Annotated in this window: 16 protein-coding genes; 5 read left to right on the top strand and 11 right to left on the bottom strand. The window is 69.4% G+C overall.

The features are described from left to right. Positions 1 to 45: 45 nt before the first annotated feature. The 8 genes from thiL to rpiB form a co-directional block, all read right to left on the bottom strand. Positions 46 to 1,020 (bottom strand): thiamine-phosphate kinase, encoded by a 975-nt coding sequence (gene thiL, locus KXR53_RS25675; protein ID WP_437378144.1) that lies wholly within the window; start codon positions 1,018 to 1,020, stop codon positions 46 to 48. Between the two features lie 31 nt (positions 1,021 to 1,051). Continuing rightward, positions 1,052 to 1,528: a transcription antitermination factor NusB gene (gene nusB / locus KXR53_RS25680; RefSeq protein WP_437378145.1), complete on the bottom strand. Its 477-nt coding sequence runs from the start codon at positions 1,526 to 1,528 to the stop codon at positions 1,052 to 1,054. Positions 1,529 to 1,532: 4 nt separating this feature from the next. Beyond that, entirely contained in the window at positions 1,533 to 2,015 is a 483-nt protein-coding gene (locus KXR53_RS25685) for a 6,7-dimethyl-8-ribityllumazine synthase (protein ID WP_437378146.1), read from the bottom strand. A 1-nt stretch (position 2,016) separates the two neighbouring features. Beyond that, on the bottom strand, positions 2,017 to 3,150 hold the full coding sequence (ribB, locus tag KXR53_RS25690) for a 3,4-dihydroxy-2-butanone-4-phosphate synthase (protein ID WP_437378158.1): 1,134 nt from the start codon (positions 3,148 to 3,150) through the stop codon (positions 2,017 to 2,019). Further along, on the bottom strand, positions 3,147 to 3,761 hold the full coding sequence (locus tag KXR53_RS25695; protein ID WP_437378147.1) for a riboflavin synthase: 615 nt from the start codon (positions 3,759 to 3,761) through the stop codon (positions 3,147 to 3,149). Before KXR53_RS25695 ends, ribB begins: the two co-directional genes overlap by 4 nt. Before the next feature lie 72 nt (positions 3,762 to 3,833). Continuing rightward, positions 3,834 to 4,292, bottom strand: a complete 459-nt coding sequence (gene nrdR / locus KXR53_RS25700) for a transcriptional regulator NrdR (protein ID WP_026870463.1) — start codon at positions 4,290 to 4,292, stop codon at positions 3,834 to 3,836. Positions 4,293 to 4,516: 224 nt separating this feature from the next. Next, positions 4,517 to 5,800: a serine hydroxymethyltransferase gene (glyA, locus tag KXR53_RS25705; RefSeq protein WP_437378159.1), complete on the bottom strand. Its 1,284-nt coding sequence runs from the start codon at positions 5,798 to 5,800 to the stop codon at positions 4,517 to 4,519. A gap of 43 nt (positions 5,801 to 5,843) precedes the next feature. Continuing rightward, a complete protein-coding gene (rpiB, locus tag KXR53_RS25710) occupies positions 5,844 to 6,296 on the bottom strand; it encodes a ribose 5-phosphate isomerase B (protein ID WP_437378148.1) in 453 nt (150 codons plus the stop codon). Between the two features lie 267 nt (positions 6,297 to 6,563). On the opposite strand from rpiB, the gene KXR53_RS25715 reads away from it, so the two are divergent. After that, positions 6,564 to 6,941: a MucR family transcriptional regulator gene (locus tag KXR53_RS25715; RefSeq protein WP_437378149.1), complete on the top strand. Its 378-nt coding sequence runs from the start codon at positions 6,564 to 6,566 to the stop codon at positions 6,939 to 6,941. 95 nt (positions 6,942 to 7,036) lie between these two features. Next, positions 7,037 to 8,251 (top strand): acyl-CoA dehydrogenase, encoded by a 1,215-nt coding sequence (locus KXR53_RS25720; protein ID WP_437378150.1) that lies wholly within the window; start codon positions 7,037 to 7,039, stop codon positions 8,249 to 8,251. 75 nt (positions 8,252 to 8,326) lie between these two features. Here the strand turns inward: KXR53_RS25720 and KXR53_RS25725 are convergent, their stop codons facing one another. Continuing rightward, positions 8,327 to 8,803: a MarR family winged helix-turn-helix transcriptional regulator gene (locus tag KXR53_RS25725; RefSeq protein WP_437378151.1), complete on the bottom strand. Its 477-nt coding sequence runs from the start codon at positions 8,801 to 8,803 to the stop codon at positions 8,327 to 8,329. A gap of 337 nt (positions 8,804 to 9,140) precedes the next feature. On the opposite strand from KXR53_RS25725, the gene hemB reads away from it, so the two are divergent. Further along, complete coding sequence (gene hemB, locus KXR53_RS25730; protein ID WP_437378152.1) at positions 9,141 to 10,139, top strand: porphobilinogen synthase; 999 nt, start codon at positions 9,141 to 9,143, stop codon at positions 10,137 to 10,139. Here the strand turns inward: hemB and KXR53_RS25735 are convergent. Together KXR53_RS25735 and KXR53_RS25740 are read right to left on the bottom strand one after the other, a co-directional pair. Next, positions 10,136 to 10,990: an alpha/beta fold hydrolase gene (locus KXR53_RS25735; RefSeq protein WP_437378153.1), complete on the bottom strand. Its 855-nt coding sequence runs from the start codon at positions 10,988 to 10,990 to the stop codon at positions 10,136 to 10,138. The genes hemB and KXR53_RS25735 overlap by 4 nt on opposite strands. Position 10,991: 1 nt before the next feature. Further along, complete coding sequence (locus tag KXR53_RS25740) at positions 10,992 to 12,146, bottom strand: type III PLP-dependent enzyme (protein ID WP_437378154.1); 1,155 nt, start codon at positions 12,144 to 12,146, stop codon at positions 10,992 to 10,994. A 227-nt stretch (positions 12,147 to 12,373) separates the two neighbouring features. Between KXR53_RS25740 and KXR53_RS25745 the strand changes: the two genes are divergently transcribed. Then, the gene (locus tag KXR53_RS25745) at positions 12,374 to 14,749 is read left to right on the top strand and encodes a penicillin acylase family protein (RefSeq protein ID WP_437378155.1); all 2,376 of its coding nucleotides are present in this window, start codon (positions 12,374 to 12,376) and stop codon (positions 14,747 to 14,749) included. Positions 14,750 to 14,770: 21 nt separating this feature from the next. After that, positions 14,771 to 16,003 carry a threonine ammonia-lyase gene (locus KXR53_RS25750; RefSeq protein WP_437378156.1) on the top strand — a complete coding sequence of 411 codons (1,233 nt, stop codon included), beginning with the start codon at positions 14,771 to 14,773 and terminating at the stop codon, positions 16,001 to 16,003. Positions 16,004 to 16,221 lie beyond the last annotated feature (218 nt).

The following is a 16,221-nucleotide window of genomic DNA, read 5'->3' on the forward strand; positions in this document are numbered from 1 at the left end:
ACCGGCCTCACGGGCCTCGGTCGGCCGAATCCGCCGACGCCGTGGTCAGAAGTGCCGCCAGCCAGTCAGCGACTCGACAGGCCGGCCCAGCGGGTCGAGCAGGCGTATCCCCTGCCCGGCCATGATCCGGCCGATCCGCGCGATCGGCGTCGCTGCCTCATTGGCGGCTGCTTCGATGGCGGCCCGCGCCGAGGCCGGAGCACTGAGCAGCAGCTCGTAATCCTCGCCGCCGGCCCAGGCAATCTCCTGCAGGGACGGATCGAGGGCGATGGCGGCGCGGGCAGCGTCGGACAAAGGCAGCCGCGCCAGATCGACCTCCGCCGCCACGCCCGAGGCGTCGCAGAGATGCGGCAGGTCGCCCGGCAGCCCGTCCGACACATCCATCGCCGCGTGGGCGAGGCCGAGCAGAGCGCGGCCCAGGGCCATCCGCGGCTCCGGCACGCGGTGGCGCTGCGCCAACGCCCCGGCCACGTCCGGCGTCAGGCCCGGAAGCTGGCCGAGGATGGCGCGCAGCCCGAGCGCCGCGTCGCCGAGCGTGCCGCTGACATAGAGGTCGTCGCCCGGCCGGGCGCCCGAGCGGCGCAGCATCGCGCCCTGCGGCACCGTGCCGAAGGCGGTGACCGACAGCACCGCCATTCCCGGGGTGCGCACCGAATCACCGCCGAGCAGGCCGATGCCGTACAGCGCCTGGTCGGCCGCCAGCCCCTCGACGAAACGCTCGATCCAGCTTTCGTCCGGCTGCGCCGGCAGCGCCAGGGTCAGGGTATAGGCCAGCGGCGCCGCGCCCTTGGCCGCTAGGTCCGACAGGTTGGAGCGCAGGAGCTTCTTCGCCACCCGCGCGGGATCCTCGTCCGGCAGGTAGTGGATCGTCTCGACCATGGCGTCGGTGGTGACCACCAGGTCTCGGCCCTCGCCGGGATCGAGCAGCGCCGCGTCGTCGGCAAGGCCGAGCGCCCCGGCGGTGCCGCGGGCCAGCGGCCTGAAGTAGCGATCGATGCGCTCGAATTCGCCGAGGCCCATGGCGCGCCGCCTTCCTGTCGCTTCCTGCGGCTCAGCCGGCGCGGCTCTCGCCCGGCCGCTGCTCGCGGGCGATGCGGTCGAGCACCGCATTCACCATCGCCGGCTCCTTGCCGCCGAAGAAGGCGCGGGTGACGTTGACATATTCCGAGATCGCGATCGGCGCCGGGACATGCAGATTGGCCAGCAGCTCCCACGCCCCGGCCCGCATCACGCAGCGCAGCAGCAGGTCGAGCCGGGGCAGCGACAGCTGCGCGTCGAGCGCGCCGGAGACCAGGGCGTCGACCTCGTCACTGCGGACCCGGGTACCACGTACGATATCGGCGAAGAGCTCGGCATCGGGCTCGACCATCGCCTCGCCCTCGACCGGCTCGCCGAAGCGGTGGCGGACGAATTCGGCGATCACGGTCTCGAGCGGCGTGCCCGACTGCTCCATCTGGTACAGCGCCTGGACGGCGGCGAGGCGGGCGGCGCTGCGGCGGGCCTTGGCGGAAGGTTTCTGCGTCGCCATGGGATCAGGCCGTCAGCTGCTTGAAATGCCGCTTGAGCTCGATCATCGCCAAAGCGGCCCGGGCGGCGCCGCCGCCCTTATCCATCTCGTCCACCCTGGCGCGGGCCCAGGCCTGCGCCTCGTTCTCCACGGTCAGGATGCCGTTGCCGATGGCGAGGCCATGGCGCAGGGACAGCTCCTGCAGGCCGTGGGCGCTCTCGTTGCAGACGATATCGTAATGCGAGGTCTCGCCGCGGATGACGCAGCCGAGCGCGACATAGCCGTCGAAGCGGCGCGCCGAGGTCGAGGCGATCTGCACCGCGGCCGGGATCTCCAGCGCCCCCGGCACGGCGAAGCGCTCATAGGTGGCGCCGACCTCCTTCAGCACCGCGATGGCGCCGCGCGCCAGCTCATCGGCGATGTCCTCGTAGAAGCGGGCCTCGACGATCATGATGTGCGGCGCCGAGCCGGCGAAGGACACGGGCCGCTTTTCGGTCTTGGCGACCATTTCAGTCCTCTTGGATTCCGGTGATCGCACGCTGCTCGACCACGGTCAGGCCGTAGCCGTCGATGCCAACGATGGTGCGGGGGTGGTTGGACAGCACGATCAGCTTGCGCACGCCGAGGTCGAGCAGGATCTGGGCGCCGACGCCGTAGTCGCGCAGCTCGTGCCCGCTCTCCTTCGCCGGCATCCCTTCCAGCCGCCGCTTCAGCCGCTCGCTCAGAGCGTCAGGCTGCGGTTCGCGGATCAGCACCACCACACCCCTGCCCTCGCGGCCGATCGCCGCCATGGCGCCGTGCAGCACGCCGGCATTGCCGCCATGGACGTCGCCGAGCACGTCGTCCAGCACGTTCAGCGCGTGCATGCGGACCAGCACCGGCTCGTCGCCCGAGATGTCGCCCTTCACCAGCACGACATGCTCGGCGTAGCGCGCCTTGTTGACATAGACCAGCATCCGCCAGTCGCCGCCGAAGCGGCTCTCGATCGTGGTCTCGAGCTTGCGCTCGACCAGCGATTCCTGGCAGCGGCGATAGGCGATCAGGTCGGCGATGGTGCCGATCTTGACATTGTGGAACTGGGCGAACTTCACCAGGTCCGGCAGCCGGGCCATGGTGCCGTCGTCGTTCATGATCTCGCAGATCACGCCGGCCGGATACAGCCCGGCCAGGCGGGCGATATCGACCGCGGCCTCGGTGTGGCCGGTGCGCTCCAGCACGCCGCCGTCGCGCGCCACCAGCGGGAAGATGTGGCCGGGCGTGGCGATGTCGGCCGGGCCGCAGGCGGGGTCGATCGCGACCGCGACGGTGCGGGCCCGGTCGGCCGCCGAGATGCCGGTGGTCACGCCCTCGCGCGCCTCGATCGAGACCGTGAAGGCGGTCTGGTGGCGCGAGGCGTTGCTGCGGGTCATGAGCGTCAGGCCGAGCTCATCGATCCGCTTGCGCTCCATGGCCAGGCAGATCAGGCCGCGGCCGTAGCGCGCCATGAAGTTGATCGCCTCGGCATCCGCCATCTGCGCCGGGATTACCAGGTCGCCCTCGTTCTCCCGGTCCTCGTCGTCGACCAGGATGAACATGCGGCCCTGCCGCGCCTCCTCGATGATCTCGGAGATCGGCGAGAGGAACGCCTGGTCCTCGGGGCTCAGCCGGCCGTCTTGCGATCGCGCAGCAGACGCGCCGTGTAGCGCGCCAGCATGTCGATCTCCAAGTTCACGCGGCGAGCCGTGCTTAAGCTTCGAAAGGTCGTGCATGACTGGGTGTGCGGAATGATGTTGACGCCGAAGCGGCAGGCGCCGGAGGGGGTGTCGGCGACCTCGTTGACGGTCAGGGAGACGCCCTCGACCGCGATCGAGCCCTTGGAGGCGATGGTGTCCGCCAGCTCCGGCGGGGCCTCGATGGTGAAGCGGACGCTGTCGCCCTCGGGCCGGCGGTCGACGATGGTGCCGACGCCGTCGACGTGGCCGTAGACCAGATGGCCACCGATCTCGTCGCCGAGCTTGAGCGAGCGCTCCAGATTGACCTCGGTGCCGACCGCCCAGTCGCCCAGGGTGCTGCGCGACAGCGTCTCGGCCGAGGCCTCGACCGCAAAACGGCCGGGCCAGGTCTCGATCACGGTCAGGCAGACGCCGTTGTGCGCGACCGAGGCGCCGATCTCGATCGTCGCCGTGTCGTACGCCGTCTCGATGATGTAGCGGGTGTCGCCTCGCCGCTCGACGGCCGCGACGCGCCCCACATCGGTGATGATGCCGCTGAACATGGCGGGCACCCTATGACGAGTGCGGTGTGGTTTCCAGCGAAACCACATTGCGCCCGACGCAGCCCCTCCCTGTCAGGGGCGCTCGCCGCGCAGCTGGTCCACGAAGTCGCTGAACGCGCCCGGCTCCTGGAAGTCGCGGTAGACCGAGGCGTAGCGGATATAGGCCACCTTATCGACGCCGCTTAGCGCCTTCATCACCATCTCGCCGATCGCCTTGGACGGGATCTCGCTCTCGCCCGAGCTCTCGAGCTGGCGGACCAGCGAGTTGACGATGCGCTCCAGCCGCTCGATGTCGATGTCGCGCTTGCGCAGGGCGATGCGCATCGAGCGCAGCAGCTTCTCGCGGTCGAAGGGCTCGCGCTGGCCGGTCGACTTGATCACGGTCAGCTCGCGCAGCTGGATCCGCTCGAAGGTGGTGAAGCGGGCGCCGCAGGCCGGGCAGAAGCGCCGCCGCCGGATGGCCGAATTGTCCTCCGTGGGACGCGAATCCTTCACCTGGGTGTCGTCGTGGCCACAGAACGGGCAGCGCATCGGTTCCCCCGGAAATGGTTCGCCCAGAACGAATGGATACCATCCGTTGTGGGCGAACCACAATCTATCGCGTCATCGGCGAGGGATTTCCGCCCCGTGGACAGCCACTTGTACCGTCACCGCGAGCCGGCGAAGCCGGCGTGGCGATCCAAGGGGCAGTGCCGCTGGGATGGCCACGCCCCTTCGGGGCTCGCCATGACGGATCAATTTTTTGGCGGCTGGTATCAGAGATCCGGGTAGATCGGGAACCGGGCGCAGAGCGCCTCGACCCGGGTCCGCACCGCCTTCTCGACCGCCGAGTTGTCCTCGGGGTTGGCGGCCAGGCCGTCCAGCACCTCGACCACCATCTCGCCGATCTGGCGGAACTCGGCTAGGCCGAAGCCGCGCGAGGTCGCGGCCGGGCTGCCCAGGCGCACGCCGGAGGTGATGGTCGGCTTCTCCGGGTCGAACGGCACGCCGTTCTTGTTGCAGGTCATGCCGGCGTGCTCGAGGCTGGCCTCGGCCGCCTTGCCGGTCAGCTTCTTCGGCCGCAGGTCGACCAGCATCAGATGCGTGTCGGTGCCGCCGGAGACGATGTCGAGCCCGCCGGCGCGCACGGTCTCGGCCAGCAGTTTGGCGTTCTCGACCACCGCCTTGGCGTACAGCTTGAACTCCGGCCGCAGCGCCTCGCCGAAGGCCACCGCCTTGGCGGCGATGACATGCATCAGCGGCCCGCCCTGCAGGCCCGGGAACACGGCCGAGTTGATCTTCTTGCCGATCTCCGGGTCGTTCGACAGCACCATGCCGCCGCGCGGCCCGCGCAGCGTCTTGTGCGTGGTGGTGGTGACGACATGGGCGTGCGGCAGCGGGCTCGGATGCACGCCGCCGGCGACGAGGCCGGCAAAATGCGCCATGTCGACCATCAGATAGGCGCCGACCGAATCTGCGATCTGGCGGAACCGGGCGAAATCGATGATCCGCGGATAGGCCGAGCCGCCGGCGATGATCAGCTTCGGCTTGTGCTCGTCGGCCAGACGCTGCAGCTCGTCATAGTCGATCCGGGCATCGTCACGGCGGACGCCGTACTGGACCGCGTTGAACCACTTGCCCGACTGGTTCGGTGCGGCGCCGTGGGTCAGATGGCCGCCGGCGGCCAGCGACATGCCGAGCACGGTGTCGCCAGGCTGCAGCAGGGCGAAGAACACCGCCTGGTTGGCCTGGGCGCCGGAATGCGGCTGGACATTGGCGAAGGCGCAGTCGAACAGCTTGCACGCCCGCTCGATCGCCAGGGACTCCGCCACGTCGACATATTCGCAGCCGCCATAGTAGCGGCGGCTCGGATAACCTTCGGCATATTTGTTGGTCAGGACCGACCCCTGGGCCTCGAGCACGGCGCGGGAGACGATGTTCTCGCTGGCGATCAGCTCGATCTGCGACTGCTGGCGCTTCAGCTCGTCCCGGATGCCGCGCAGCACGGCCGGGTCGGTGTCTTCAAGGCGGGCGGTGAACAGGGAGCTGGCGGCGGTCATCTGGGCGGCGGGATCGAGGGAACTCATGGGGCAGTCATCCTGGTCAGGCGGAGGGCACGTCGAGCTTGGCGATGCGGTCGCCGTGCCGACCGCCTTCGTAGTCGGTGGACAGGAACACGGCAAGGCAATCCCGGGCCGTCTCGAAGCCGATGATTCGCGCGCCGAGCGCGAGCACGTTGGCGTCGTTGTGCTGGCGGCACAGACGGGCGGTGGTGACGTCGTGGCAAAGCGCCGCACGGATGCCGCGCTGGCGATTGGCCGCGATCGAGATGCCGATGCCGGTGCCACAGACCAGGACGCCCCGCGCCGCCCGCCCCTGCCGGATCGCCTGCGCCACGGCAAGGCCGTAATCCGGGTAGTCGACCCGGTCCGGGCCGTTGGTGCCGAGATCGAGCACCGCCAGCCCTTGCTCCTCGATGACCGCCGTGAGCTGGTCCTTGAGGGCGTAGCCGGCGTGATCGGCGGCGATGGCGACAGTCTTCGTGGCGTCTGTCATGATGGTCCGGTCGGATGGGGTGCGGGCGACCTTCGCACATTTTACGGTTGAGAGTGAGCCGTAACTTGGCTCAATTTCTCTGCGCGAGCACGGCTTCATCCAGCCGCAGCTTGCAGTTGCAGAATAGTTGATATTTTCCCATTACCGTTGACATGCGCGATATCAAATGCGACCTCGTTGTCGCTGTTGACGACACTAAAGAAAAGGAATTGAACAATGGAGGATACAATAAGCACGGGCGGACGAAGCAGCGACGATCTGGTGCAGATGACGACCCAGATCGTAACGTCCTATATTTCCCGTAACGCGGTGCCGACCGATCAGCTCGGGTCGGTGATCCAGGCCATCCACGATGCGCTGCGGAACGTCGGATCGGCGCCGGCGGCCGCGGCGGCCTCTGCGCCGGCGAGGCCGGCGGTGCCGATCCGGCGATCGGTCCAGCCGGACTACATCGTCTGCCTGGAGGACGGCAAGAAGCTGAAGATGCTGAAGCGGCACTTGCGGACGACCTACAATATGTCGCCCGAGGAGTACCGGGCCAAATGGGGCCTGCCGGCCGACTATCCCATGGTCGCGCCGAACTATGCCGAACAGCGCTCCGCCTTCGCCAAGAAGATCGGCCTGGGCAAGGCCCGCCGCGGCTGATCGTTTGCACCCGGGGCCGGGGCGCCGCAAGGCTGGCGGCGTCCCGGCCCCTGTGCTGTTATGCGCCAATGATTTGTGACAGTCCGGAGTTCGTCATGACTTCCTCCGCCGCCGTTGCGGCCGCCAAGCCGGCCCAGGCCGGCCGCGCCGCCTTCCACTGGGAGGACCCGCTCCTGCTCGAGGAGCTGCTGACCGAGGAGGAGCGCATGGTGCGCGACGCGGCGCGCGCCTATTGCCAGGAGAAGCTGCTCCCGCGCGTGCTCGAGGCCAACCGCCACGAGATCTTCCATCGCGAGATCATGAACGAGATGGGCGAGCTCGGCTTCCTCGGCTCGACCATCGAGGGCTATGGCTGTGCCGGCGTGAACTCCGTCTGCTATGGCCTGATCGCGCGTGAGGTCGAGCGCGTCGACAGCGGCTATCGCTCCGCCATGTCGGTGCAGTCGAGCCTGGTGATGTACCCGATCTGGGCCTATGGCACCGAGGAGCAGCGGCAGAAATACCTGCCCCGCCTGGCCAGCGGCGAGATCGTCGGCTGCTTCGGCCTGACCGAGCCCGACGCCGGCTCCGATCCCGGCTCGATGAAGACCCGGGCGCGCAGCGTCTCCGGCGGCTGGACCCTGTCCGGCGCCAAGATGTGGATCACCAACTCGCCGATCGCCGATGTCTTTGTGGTCTGGGCCAAGGACGACAGCGGCGAGATACGCGGCTTCGTGCTGGAGCGCGGCATGAAGGGCCTGTCGGCGCCGAAGATCGAGGGCAAGTTCTCGCTGCGTGCCTCGACCACCGGCGAGATCGTGATGGATGAAGTATTCGTCCCGGAAGCGAACCTGCTGCCCAACGTCAAGGGGCTGAAGGGCCCGTTCGGCTGCCTCAACAACGCCCGCTACGGCATCGCCTGGGGCGCCCTCGGCGCGGCCGAGTTCTGCTGGCACACCGCCCGGCAGTACACGCTGGACCGCAAGATGTTCGGCCGTCCGCTCGCCGCCAACCAGCTGATCCAGAAGAAGCTGGCCGACATGCAGACCGAGATCACCCTCGGCCTGATCGCGGCGCACCGCCTGGGCCAGCTCAAGGACGAAGGCAAGGCGGCGCCGGAGGCGATCAGCCTCCTGAAGCGCAACAACTGCGGCAAGTCGCTGGACATCGCCCGTCAGGCCCGCGACATGCTCGGCGGCAATGGCATCGCCGACGAGTTCCACGTCATCCGCCACGTGATGAATCTGGAGGCGGTCAACACCTATGAGGGCACGCACGACGTGCACGCCCTGATCCTGGGCCGGGCGCAGACCGGCATCGCCGCCTTCTGAGGCGATCCGCCGTCGGATAAGTGAAAGGCGCGTCCCTCGGGGCGCGCCTTTTTCGTGACCGGCCGGCGGGCGGCCTCAGGCCGCGCTGGTCACCGGCTGGTCGGTGGTATAGGCGAGGTTGCCGGACCAGAATCCTTCGAGCCGCCGCAGCGTGGCGTTCAGCGTCTCGACGTCGCCGACCCGCAGCCCGGTGCCCTCCAGCGCATCCGCCTGGCGGCTGAACATGGTCTCCAGCTTGGCCCGTAGCGCCTGGCCCTTGCTGGTCAGCCGGACCCGGGTGGAGCGCCGGTCGTGCTGCGACCGTTCCTGCGCCAGATAGCCATTCTCGACCATCTTCTTGACGTTGTACGAGACGTTCGAGCCGAGATAGTAGCCACGGGCGGTCAATTCGCCGATGGTCAGCTCGTCCATGCCGATGTTGTACAGAATCAAGCTCTGGACGTTGTTGATGTCTTGGACGCCAAAGCGGTCCAGCTCCACCTTTACCACATCCAGGAAGCAGCGATGGAGCCGCTCGATCAGCGCGGTCATGCGGTAATAGGGATGATGCATTCAGACCTCCGACCCACTGGCGCTTTTGTACTATCTAGACCGCCGTTCTACCACCGATAAAGCCACTTTAGACAAAATCATCCAAAACGAAAGTGTTGAGAGCAGGACAGGTGTTCACTGCAATTTGCACTGCATTTGGGACGAATTCGCGCTAGATCGATGCTTTCGGTTGGCACAAAAGACATTTGTGATCCTATTGACCTAATTTATCAACCCTTTGCATACAAATGACCGTTCCGCTGCGCGACAGTGGCGCGTGGCGGGCCGCCGCACCTGGTTGTTTCCGGCCGGGCCGTCGTCCTAGAGTGCGCCCGCGATCCCAGCCGCCGAGAGTCCCATGTCCCGCCTGCCCTTTCCCGGTTCCTACCCGACCACCCGTATGCGGCGCCTGCGCACCGACGGCTGGATTCGCGAGCTGGTGGCCGAGATCCGGCTGGGGCCGTCGGACCTGATCTGGCCGATCTTCGTGGTCGAGGGCGATCGCCGGCAGCCGGTCGAATCGCTGCCGGGGGTGGAGCGGCACGATCTCGCCAGTGCCGCCGAGGCCTGCCGCCGCGCCCGTGACCTCGGCATCCCCGCGGTCGCGCTGTTCCCGATGATCGACCGAGCCCTGCGCAGCGAGGACGGGGCCGAGGCCTGCCGCGCCGGCAACCTGGTGTGCCGCGCCATCGCCGCGATCAAGGCTGCGGTGCCGGATCTGGGCGTCATCGTCGACGTCGCCCTCGACCCCTTCACCAGCCACGGCCATGACGGCGTGATCCGCGACGGCCGCATCCTGAACGACGAGACGATCGAGATCCTGGTCCGCCAAGCGCTTGTCCAGGCCGAGGCCGGGGCCGACATCGTGGCGCCGTCGGACATGATGGACGGCCGCATCGGCGCGATCCGCGCGGCCCTGGACGGCGCCGGGCGGCAGGACGTCAAGATCATGGCCTATTCGGCGAAATACGCCTCGGCCTTCTACGGTCCGTTCCGCGACGCGGTCGGGTCGACCGGCGTGCTGGTCGGCGACAAGAAGACTTATCAGATGAACCCGGCCAACAGCGATGAAGCGCTGCGCGAGGTCGAGCTGGACCTGCGCGAAGGCGCCGACATGGTGATGGTGAAGCCGGGCCTGCCCTATCTCGACATCATCCGCCGGGTGCGCGACGGCTTCGGCGTGCCGACCTTCGCCTACCAGGTCAGCGGCGAATACGCGATGCTGAAGGCGGCGGCGCAGAATGGCTGGCTGGACTACGAGAAGGCGCTGATCGAGGTGCTGACCGCGTTCAAGCGCGCCGGCACCGCCGGCGTCCTGACCTACGGCGCGATCGAGGCGGCGGAGCTGCTGGGTTAGGCGTCAGCCGCCACCAGCCAGTCGCGGATCGGGCCGATCTGGTCGGCCGCCATCAGCGCCGGGGCGTGACCGCAGCCCGCGACGGTGATCAGCGTCGTACCCGGACGCGCCGCCATGCGCTCCGCGGTCGCCGCGGTCAGCAGGTCCGATTCCGCGCCGCGGACCACCAGCACCGGGCAACGGATCTGGTCCCAGACCATCCACAGATCGACATCGGCGATCGGGCCGGCGAAGGCGGCGGCGATGCCGGGATCGTAGGCCAGGCCCAGCGTCCCATCGTCGCGCCGCCGGACGCTGTGGGTGGCGAGGTGCCGCCACTGCGCATCGGTCAGGGGCCCGAAGGGCGCGTGCACGCGCCGCAGATAGGCCTCTAGTCCGGCGATGTCGGCGAAGACCGGATCCTGCCCGACATAGGAACCGATGCGCTGCAGCGCCGCCTGCGGGATGAAGGGGCCGACATCGTTCAGCACCAGCCGCCGGATCGGCGTGTTCGGCTGGGCCGCCAGCATCATGCCGATGAGCCCGCCCATCGAGGTGCCGACCCAGTCGACCGCCGGCGCGTCGAGCCGGGTGATCAGCGCCGCCGCATCGGCGAGATACTGGGGATAGCCATAGAGCGCGGGGTTGGCGAGCCAGCTGCTGCGGCCGCGACCGACCACGTCCGGGCAGACCGCAGTGCGGCCCGACCAGGCCAGGTCCGCGGCCAGCGCGTCGAAGTCCCGACCGTTGCGGGTCAGCCCGTGGACGCACAGCACCGGTGGCCGCGAGCGGTCGTGCCCCCAGGCGAGATAGCTGAGGCGGTGGAAACCGGCGAGGCTGAGCCCGAAGAAATGATGCTCCCGCGGCTCCATCTCAGGCCGCCCGGGCGGTGGCCGGGCGCAGGGCGCCGTCGTCGACGGCAACGAAGCGCTGGGCCTCGAAGCCGTTGAACCGGGTCTGCAGCACGTTGGAATAGGCGCCGATCTGGCCGAACTCGATCCAGTCGCCCTCGCGCACATCCTCCGGCAGCAGCGAGGTGCCGGGCAGGCTGTCATAGCTGTCGCAGGTCGGGCCGAACAGGGCGAAGCCGGCCGGCCGCCCCCCGGCCCCACCCGGCCGCAGCAGCCGGACCGGGTAGACGGTGCCGAACAGCTTCATGTCAGCCAGGCTGCCATAGGCGCCATCGTTGAGATACAGGCGGTGGCCGCGCCGGAACTCGACCTTCACAACCAGCGAGCAGGCTTCGGCCACCAGCGCCCGGCCCGGTTCGCAGAACACCGTGCGGCCAGGATCGGCCGGCAGCCGGGCCAGGCCGGCGCGGATCGCGGCGACGAAGGCGGAGAACGGCGGCGGCTCGGTGTCGACATAGTCGGCGGGGAAGCCGCCGCCGACATCGATCACCGGCACCGGCACCCCGGCCTGGGCGAGGACGCCGGCGCAGATTTCGAGCGCGTGCTCATAGACGCCCGGATCTAGGCATTGCGAGCCGACATGAAAGGTTAGGCCGGCGCGGTTGCCGGTGGCGGCGATCCGGCGCAGCAGCACCGGCGCGGCTTCAACCTCCGCCCCGAACTTGCCGCTCAGGTCGCAGACGACCGAATCGAAGCGGGGCATGGCGACGCGCAGCACCAGGGTCAGGTCGCGCGCCCCGCCGGTCGCGGCCAGGATCTTGTCCAGCTCCTCCTCATGGTCGAGGGCGAAGGTGCGGACGCCGTGGCGGTGATAGGCCAGTTCCACCGCCTGCCGGTTCTTCACCGGATGCATGTAGTGCGAGACTGCGCCGGGCAGCAGGGACGCGGCCACGATCTCGCTGAGCGAGGCGACGTCGAAATGGCGCACGCCACCGGCATGCAGCCCGGCCAGCACCTCCGGATGGTCGTTGCACTTGACCGCGTACATCACCGTACCGGGGAACTGCCGCAGAAACTGCGCCGCCGAGTCCCGCAGCACCTTCGGCCGCAGGCAGTAGACCGGCTCCTCGGGGCGGAGGGCGGTGACCATGGCGAGGGCGTCGGCGAAAGACTCCATCGATCGCTCCAGGCTCGAGCCGCCGCCGGAAATGCGGCACGATCACATCATCACGGCAGAGCCAGCCGCTTGGCTAGACCTCCGGGGCGCGGAACCGGAAAATAGACCGAAGCGCACACCGCACCCCGGACCGACCCTGCGCGTCTATGGCGCCTCGCCTCGGTTCGGACAGATTATTATAACAGCACCGCCACGGGCCACCCCGGCAAGGCATGGAGACACGACCGATGACATGGCTTCGCCGCGGCGCGATAGCGCTGGCCTGCCTCATGCTGCTGCTCCTGGTCCTGGCCGGCGCCGGCCTGTGGTGGCTGCGCACCGGCGTGCCGCCCGAATCGGGCACCGTCTCGCTCGACGGCCTCTCCGCCCCGGTCCGGATCTATCGCGACGGCCACGGCATCCCGACCATCTTCGCCGAGACCGACGGCGACGCCTATTTCGCGCTCGGCTGGCTGCACGCCCAGGACCGGCTGTGGCAGATGGAGCTGCAGCGCCGGGTCGGCGCCGGCCGGCTGGCCGAGCTGGTCGGCGACTCCGGCCTCCGGATGGACAAGTTCATGCGGATCCTGGGCATCTACCGCCTGGCCGAGGCGGACGTCGCCGGCCTGTCGCCGGAGACGCGCGCGGCGCTCGACCGCTACGCCGCCGGGGTCAATGCCTGGATTGCCGGCCATGACGGCGCGCTGCCGCCGGAATTCTACTTGCTGGGGTCCCGGCCGGAGCCGTGGCGCCCGGCCGACACGCTGGTCTGGAGCAAGCTGATGGCGCTGCAGCTCTCGGCCAACTACCGCGACGAGATCCTGCGCGCTCAGGTGATCGCGCGGCTGGGGCCGGACCGCGCCCGCACCCTGTTCCCCGATCTCGGCGCGCTGCCGCCCGCCACCCTCTCGGCGCTCGACCGGGCCGCGCCGGTGCTGGCGTCGCTGGCCGGGGCGCTGCCACCGCCGCTCGGCCCCCGCACCGCGTCGAACGAATGGGCGGTCGGGCCGGGCCGCACCGGCACGGGCGCCCCGATCCTGGCCAACGACCCGCATCTGGGGCTGAGCGCGCCGATCCTGTGGTACATGGCGCGAATGGAAACCCCGACCCTGTCGATCACCGGCGCCACCGTGCCCGGCGTGCCGCTGACCCTGCTGGGCCAGAACCGGCGGATCGCCTGGGGCTTCACCACCACCGGCGCCGACGTGCAGGACCTGTTCCTGGAGACCGTCGACCCGGCCGACCCGAACCGCTACCTGACGCCGGAGGGCAGCGCCGCCTTCGAGACCCGGACCGAGACCATCGCCGTGTCCGGTGGCGATCCGGTGACGCTGACGATCCGCAGCACCCGGCACGGGCCGGTGCTGTCCGATCTCGACCCAGGGATGGCGCGGCTCGCCGGCGACGGCAAGGTCGTCGCCCTCGCCTTCGCCGCGCTCGCACCCAGCGACACCTCGGCCGACGCGGTGTACCGGCTGAACCGGGCCGGCACCTGGCAGGAGTTCCTGGCGGCGATGCGGCTGTATCGCACCCCGATCCAGAACGTCGCCTATGCCGACAGCGACGGCAATATCGGCTTCCTGACGCCGGGGGCGATCCCGATCCGCCGCTCCGGCCGCGGCAAGCTGCCGGCGGACGGCGCGTCGGGTGCCCAGGATTGGACCGGCACGATCCCCTTCGAGGGCCTGCCCCAGGCCCTGAACCCGCCCGGGGGCTTCATCGCCAACGCCAACAACTCGGTGGTCGGGCCCGGCTATCCCTATTATCTCGGCGACGGCTACGACGAGCCGTATCGCGCCCGCCGGATCGTCGAGCTGCTGGGCGCCGACGGGCCGGCCACGGTCGAGCGCAGCCTGGCGATGCAGGCCGACACGCTGACCCCGGAGGCGCGCGATCTGTTGCCGCTGATGACGGCGATCGACCCGGCGGACGGCCGCATGGCGGGGGCGCTGGCGCTGCTGCGCGGCTGGGACCTCCGGATGGACCGCAACCGGCCGGAGCCGCTGATCTACATGGAATGGCTGCGGCGCTTCGCTCAGGCCGTGTTCGACCCGCCGCTCGGCCCCCTGGCCGAGGACTATCTCGGGCTGCGCCCGGCGGTGCTGACCACGATCCTGACCCGCGACCCGTCCTGGTGCGGCGACGCCGCAGCCCCGCCCCAGGACTGCAAGGCCCTGCTGCGCCGCACCCTGGGCGAGGCGCTGGACGCGCTGGCGCAGCGCCATGGCGCCGACATGACGACCTGGCGCTGGGGCGCCGAGCATGTCGCGCCGCTGACCGCCCAGGTGCTGTCGCGCGTGCCGGTGATCGGCGGCCTGGTCTCGCTGGCGGTCCCGACCGACGGCGGCCCCTACACCCTCAACCGCGCCGCGACCAACACCCGCGACCAGGAGGCACCCTTCGCCGACCGGCATGGCGCCGGCTACCGCGCCGTCTACGACCTGGGCGACCGCAGCCGCTCGCGCTTCATGATCGCCACCGGCCAGTCGGGCCATCCCCTGTCGCCGCATTGGGGGGACCTGGTCGCGGATTGGCGAGACGGGCGATACTTGACGTTGTCCGGTGGCGAGGCTGATCTCGCCGCCGCCGGGGCGTCGCTGACGACCCTGCAACCGCGCCAATAACGATTTCTGGAACACGCCCAGATGAGCTCCGCCCCGCTGCCGGTCACCATCGACGACATCCGCGCCGCCGCCGCCGCCCTTGAAGGCCAGGTGGCGCGGACGCCGACCATACCTGCGCCGCAGCTCTCGGGCACTTTGGGTTGCGAGCTGGCCCTGAAGCTGGAGACCCTCCAGCGCACCGGGTCGTTCAAGGATCGCGGCGCCTACAACAAGCTGCGCTCGCTGGGCAAGGCGGAGCGCAAGCGCGGCGTGGTCGCCATGTCGGCCGGCAACCACGCCCAGGGCGTGGCCTATCACGCCACCCGCCTCGGCATCCCATCGACCATCGTGATGCCGACCTTCACCCCCTTCACCAAGGTGGCGAAGACCGAGGGCTACGGCGCCAAGGTGGAGCTGGTCGGCCAGACCTTGGACGACAGCATGGGCCATGCCCGCCGGCTGGTGGACGAGCAAGGGCTGACCCTGATCCACCCCTATGACGACCCGCACATCATCGCCGGGCAGGGCACGATCGGCCTCGAGCTCCTGGCCGACGTGCCGGATCTGGACGACCTGGTGGTGCCGATCGGCGGCGGCGGGCTGATCTCCGGCATCGCCATCGTCGCCCGCGCGATCAAGCCATCGATCCGGATCACCGGGGTCGAGGCCGCGCTCTACGCCTCGATGCGCGACGCCGTCGCCGGCCGCACCGGCGTCTATGGCGGCGCCACCATCGCCGAGGGCATCGCGGTGAAGAGCCCGGGCGTGCTGACCCGCCAGATCATTGCCGAGCTGGTCGACGACATCGTCGCGGTCGAGGAGACGGTGCTGGAGCAGGGCGTGCACCAGCTGATGACCCAGCAGAAGCTGGTGGCCGAGGGCGCCGGCGCCGCCGGCATCGCCGGTATCCTGGCCAACCAGGAGCGCTTCGCCGGGCGGCGGGTCGGCGTCGTGGTGTGCGGCGGCAACATCGACCCGCGCATCCTGGCCTCGATCCTGATGCGCGGGCTGGTGCGCAACGGCCAGATCGCCCGTCTCCGCATCGAGATCGAGGACGTGCCGGGGGTGCTGAGCCGCATCGCCGGGATCATCGGCGCCACCGGCGGCAACATCATCGAGACCTATCACCAGCGGCTGTTCTTCCAGATCCCGGTGAAGCGCGCCGATATCGACGTGGTGGTCGAGACCCGCGACCGCGCCCATGTCGACGTCATCATCGGCAAGCTGATGGAGGCGGGTTATCCGGCAACGCTGCTGAGCGACGTCGGGGCGTGAACAGGCGGCGCAGGCACCGGCCCGATCGGGGCCGGTGCGGATCGCCAGTGACGCTACAGCACGAAGTCACCCGCCACCAGGGCGATGCTGCCCGTCAGCTGGATGTGGAAGTCTGCGGTGCCGTCGCCGTTGACGTCGCCGGCGATGGTGGTGAGGCCGCCGCCCACGGCGAAGCGCAGCTGCCCCGCGACACCGGTAAAGGTCGCCGTGCCGATGAA

This window comes from Inquilinus limosus, assembly GCF_051487185.1.
Lineage (GTDB): Bacteria > Pseudomonadota > Alphaproteobacteria > DSM-16000 > Inquilinaceae > Inquilinus > Inquilinus limosus_F.

What these genes read in the sequence shown, in the direction of transcription:
- KXR53_RS25740 (WP_437378154.1), bottom strand. Translation starts at nt 12,146, where the DNA reads ATGGAGTCTTTCGCCGACGCCCTCGCCATGGTCACCGCCCTCCGCCCC.
- KXR53_RS25715 (WP_437378149.1), top strand. Translation starts at nt 6,564, where the DNA reads ATGACGACCCAGATCGTAACGTCCTATATTTCCCGTAACGCGGTGCCG.
- hemB (WP_437378152.1), top strand. Translation starts at nt 9,141, where the DNA reads ATGTCCCGCCTGCCCTTTCCCGGTTCCTACCCGACCACCCGTATGCGG.
- KXR53_RS25720 (WP_437378150.1), top strand. Translation starts at nt 7,037, where the DNA reads ATGACTTCCTCCGCCGCCGTTGCGGCCGCCAAGCCGGCCCAGGCCGGC.
- KXR53_RS25695 (WP_437378147.1), bottom strand. Translation starts at nt 3,761, where the DNA reads ATGTTCAGCGGCATCATCACCGATGTGGGGCGCGTCGCGGCCGTCGAG.
- rpiB (WP_437378148.1), bottom strand. Translation starts at nt 6,296, where the DNA reads ATGACAGACGCCACGAAGACTGTCGCCATCGCCGCCGATCACGCCGGC.
- thiL (WP_437378144.1), bottom strand. Translation starts at nt 1,020, where the DNA reads ATGGGCCTCGGCGAATTCGAGCGCATCGATCGCTACTTCAGGCCGCTG.
- KXR53_RS25750 (WP_437378156.1), top strand. Translation starts at nt 14,771, where the DNA reads ATGAGCTCCGCCCCGCTGCCGGTCACCATCGACGACATCCGCGCCGCC.
- KXR53_RS25685 (WP_437378146.1), bottom strand. Translation starts at nt 2,015, where the DNA reads ATGGTCGCCAAGACCGAAAAGCGGCCCGTGTCCTTCGCCGGCTCGGCG.
- KXR53_RS25745 (WP_437378155.1), top strand. Translation starts at nt 12,374, where the DNA reads ATGACATGGCTTCGCCGCGGCGCGATAGCGCTGGCCTGCCTCATGCTG.
- nrdR (WP_026870463.1), bottom strand. Translation starts at nt 4,292, where the DNA reads ATGCGCTGCCCGTTCTGTGGCCACGACGACACCCAGGTGAAGGATTCG.
- nusB (WP_437378145.1), bottom strand. Translation starts at nt 1,528, where the DNA reads ATGGCGACGCAGAAACCTTCCGCCAAGGCCCGCCGCAGCGCCGCCCGC.
- KXR53_RS25725 (WP_437378151.1), bottom strand. Translation starts at nt 8,803, where the DNA reads ATGCATCATCCCTATTACCGCATGACCGCGCTGATCGAGCGGCTCCAT.
- glyA (WP_437378159.1), bottom strand. Translation starts at nt 5,800, where the DNA reads ATGACCGCCGCCAGCTCCCTGTTCACCGCCCGCCTTGAAGACACCGAC.
- KXR53_RS25735 (WP_437378153.1), bottom strand. Translation starts at nt 10,990, where the DNA reads ATGGAGCCGCGGGAGCATCATTTCTTCGGGCTCAGCCTCGCCGGTTTC.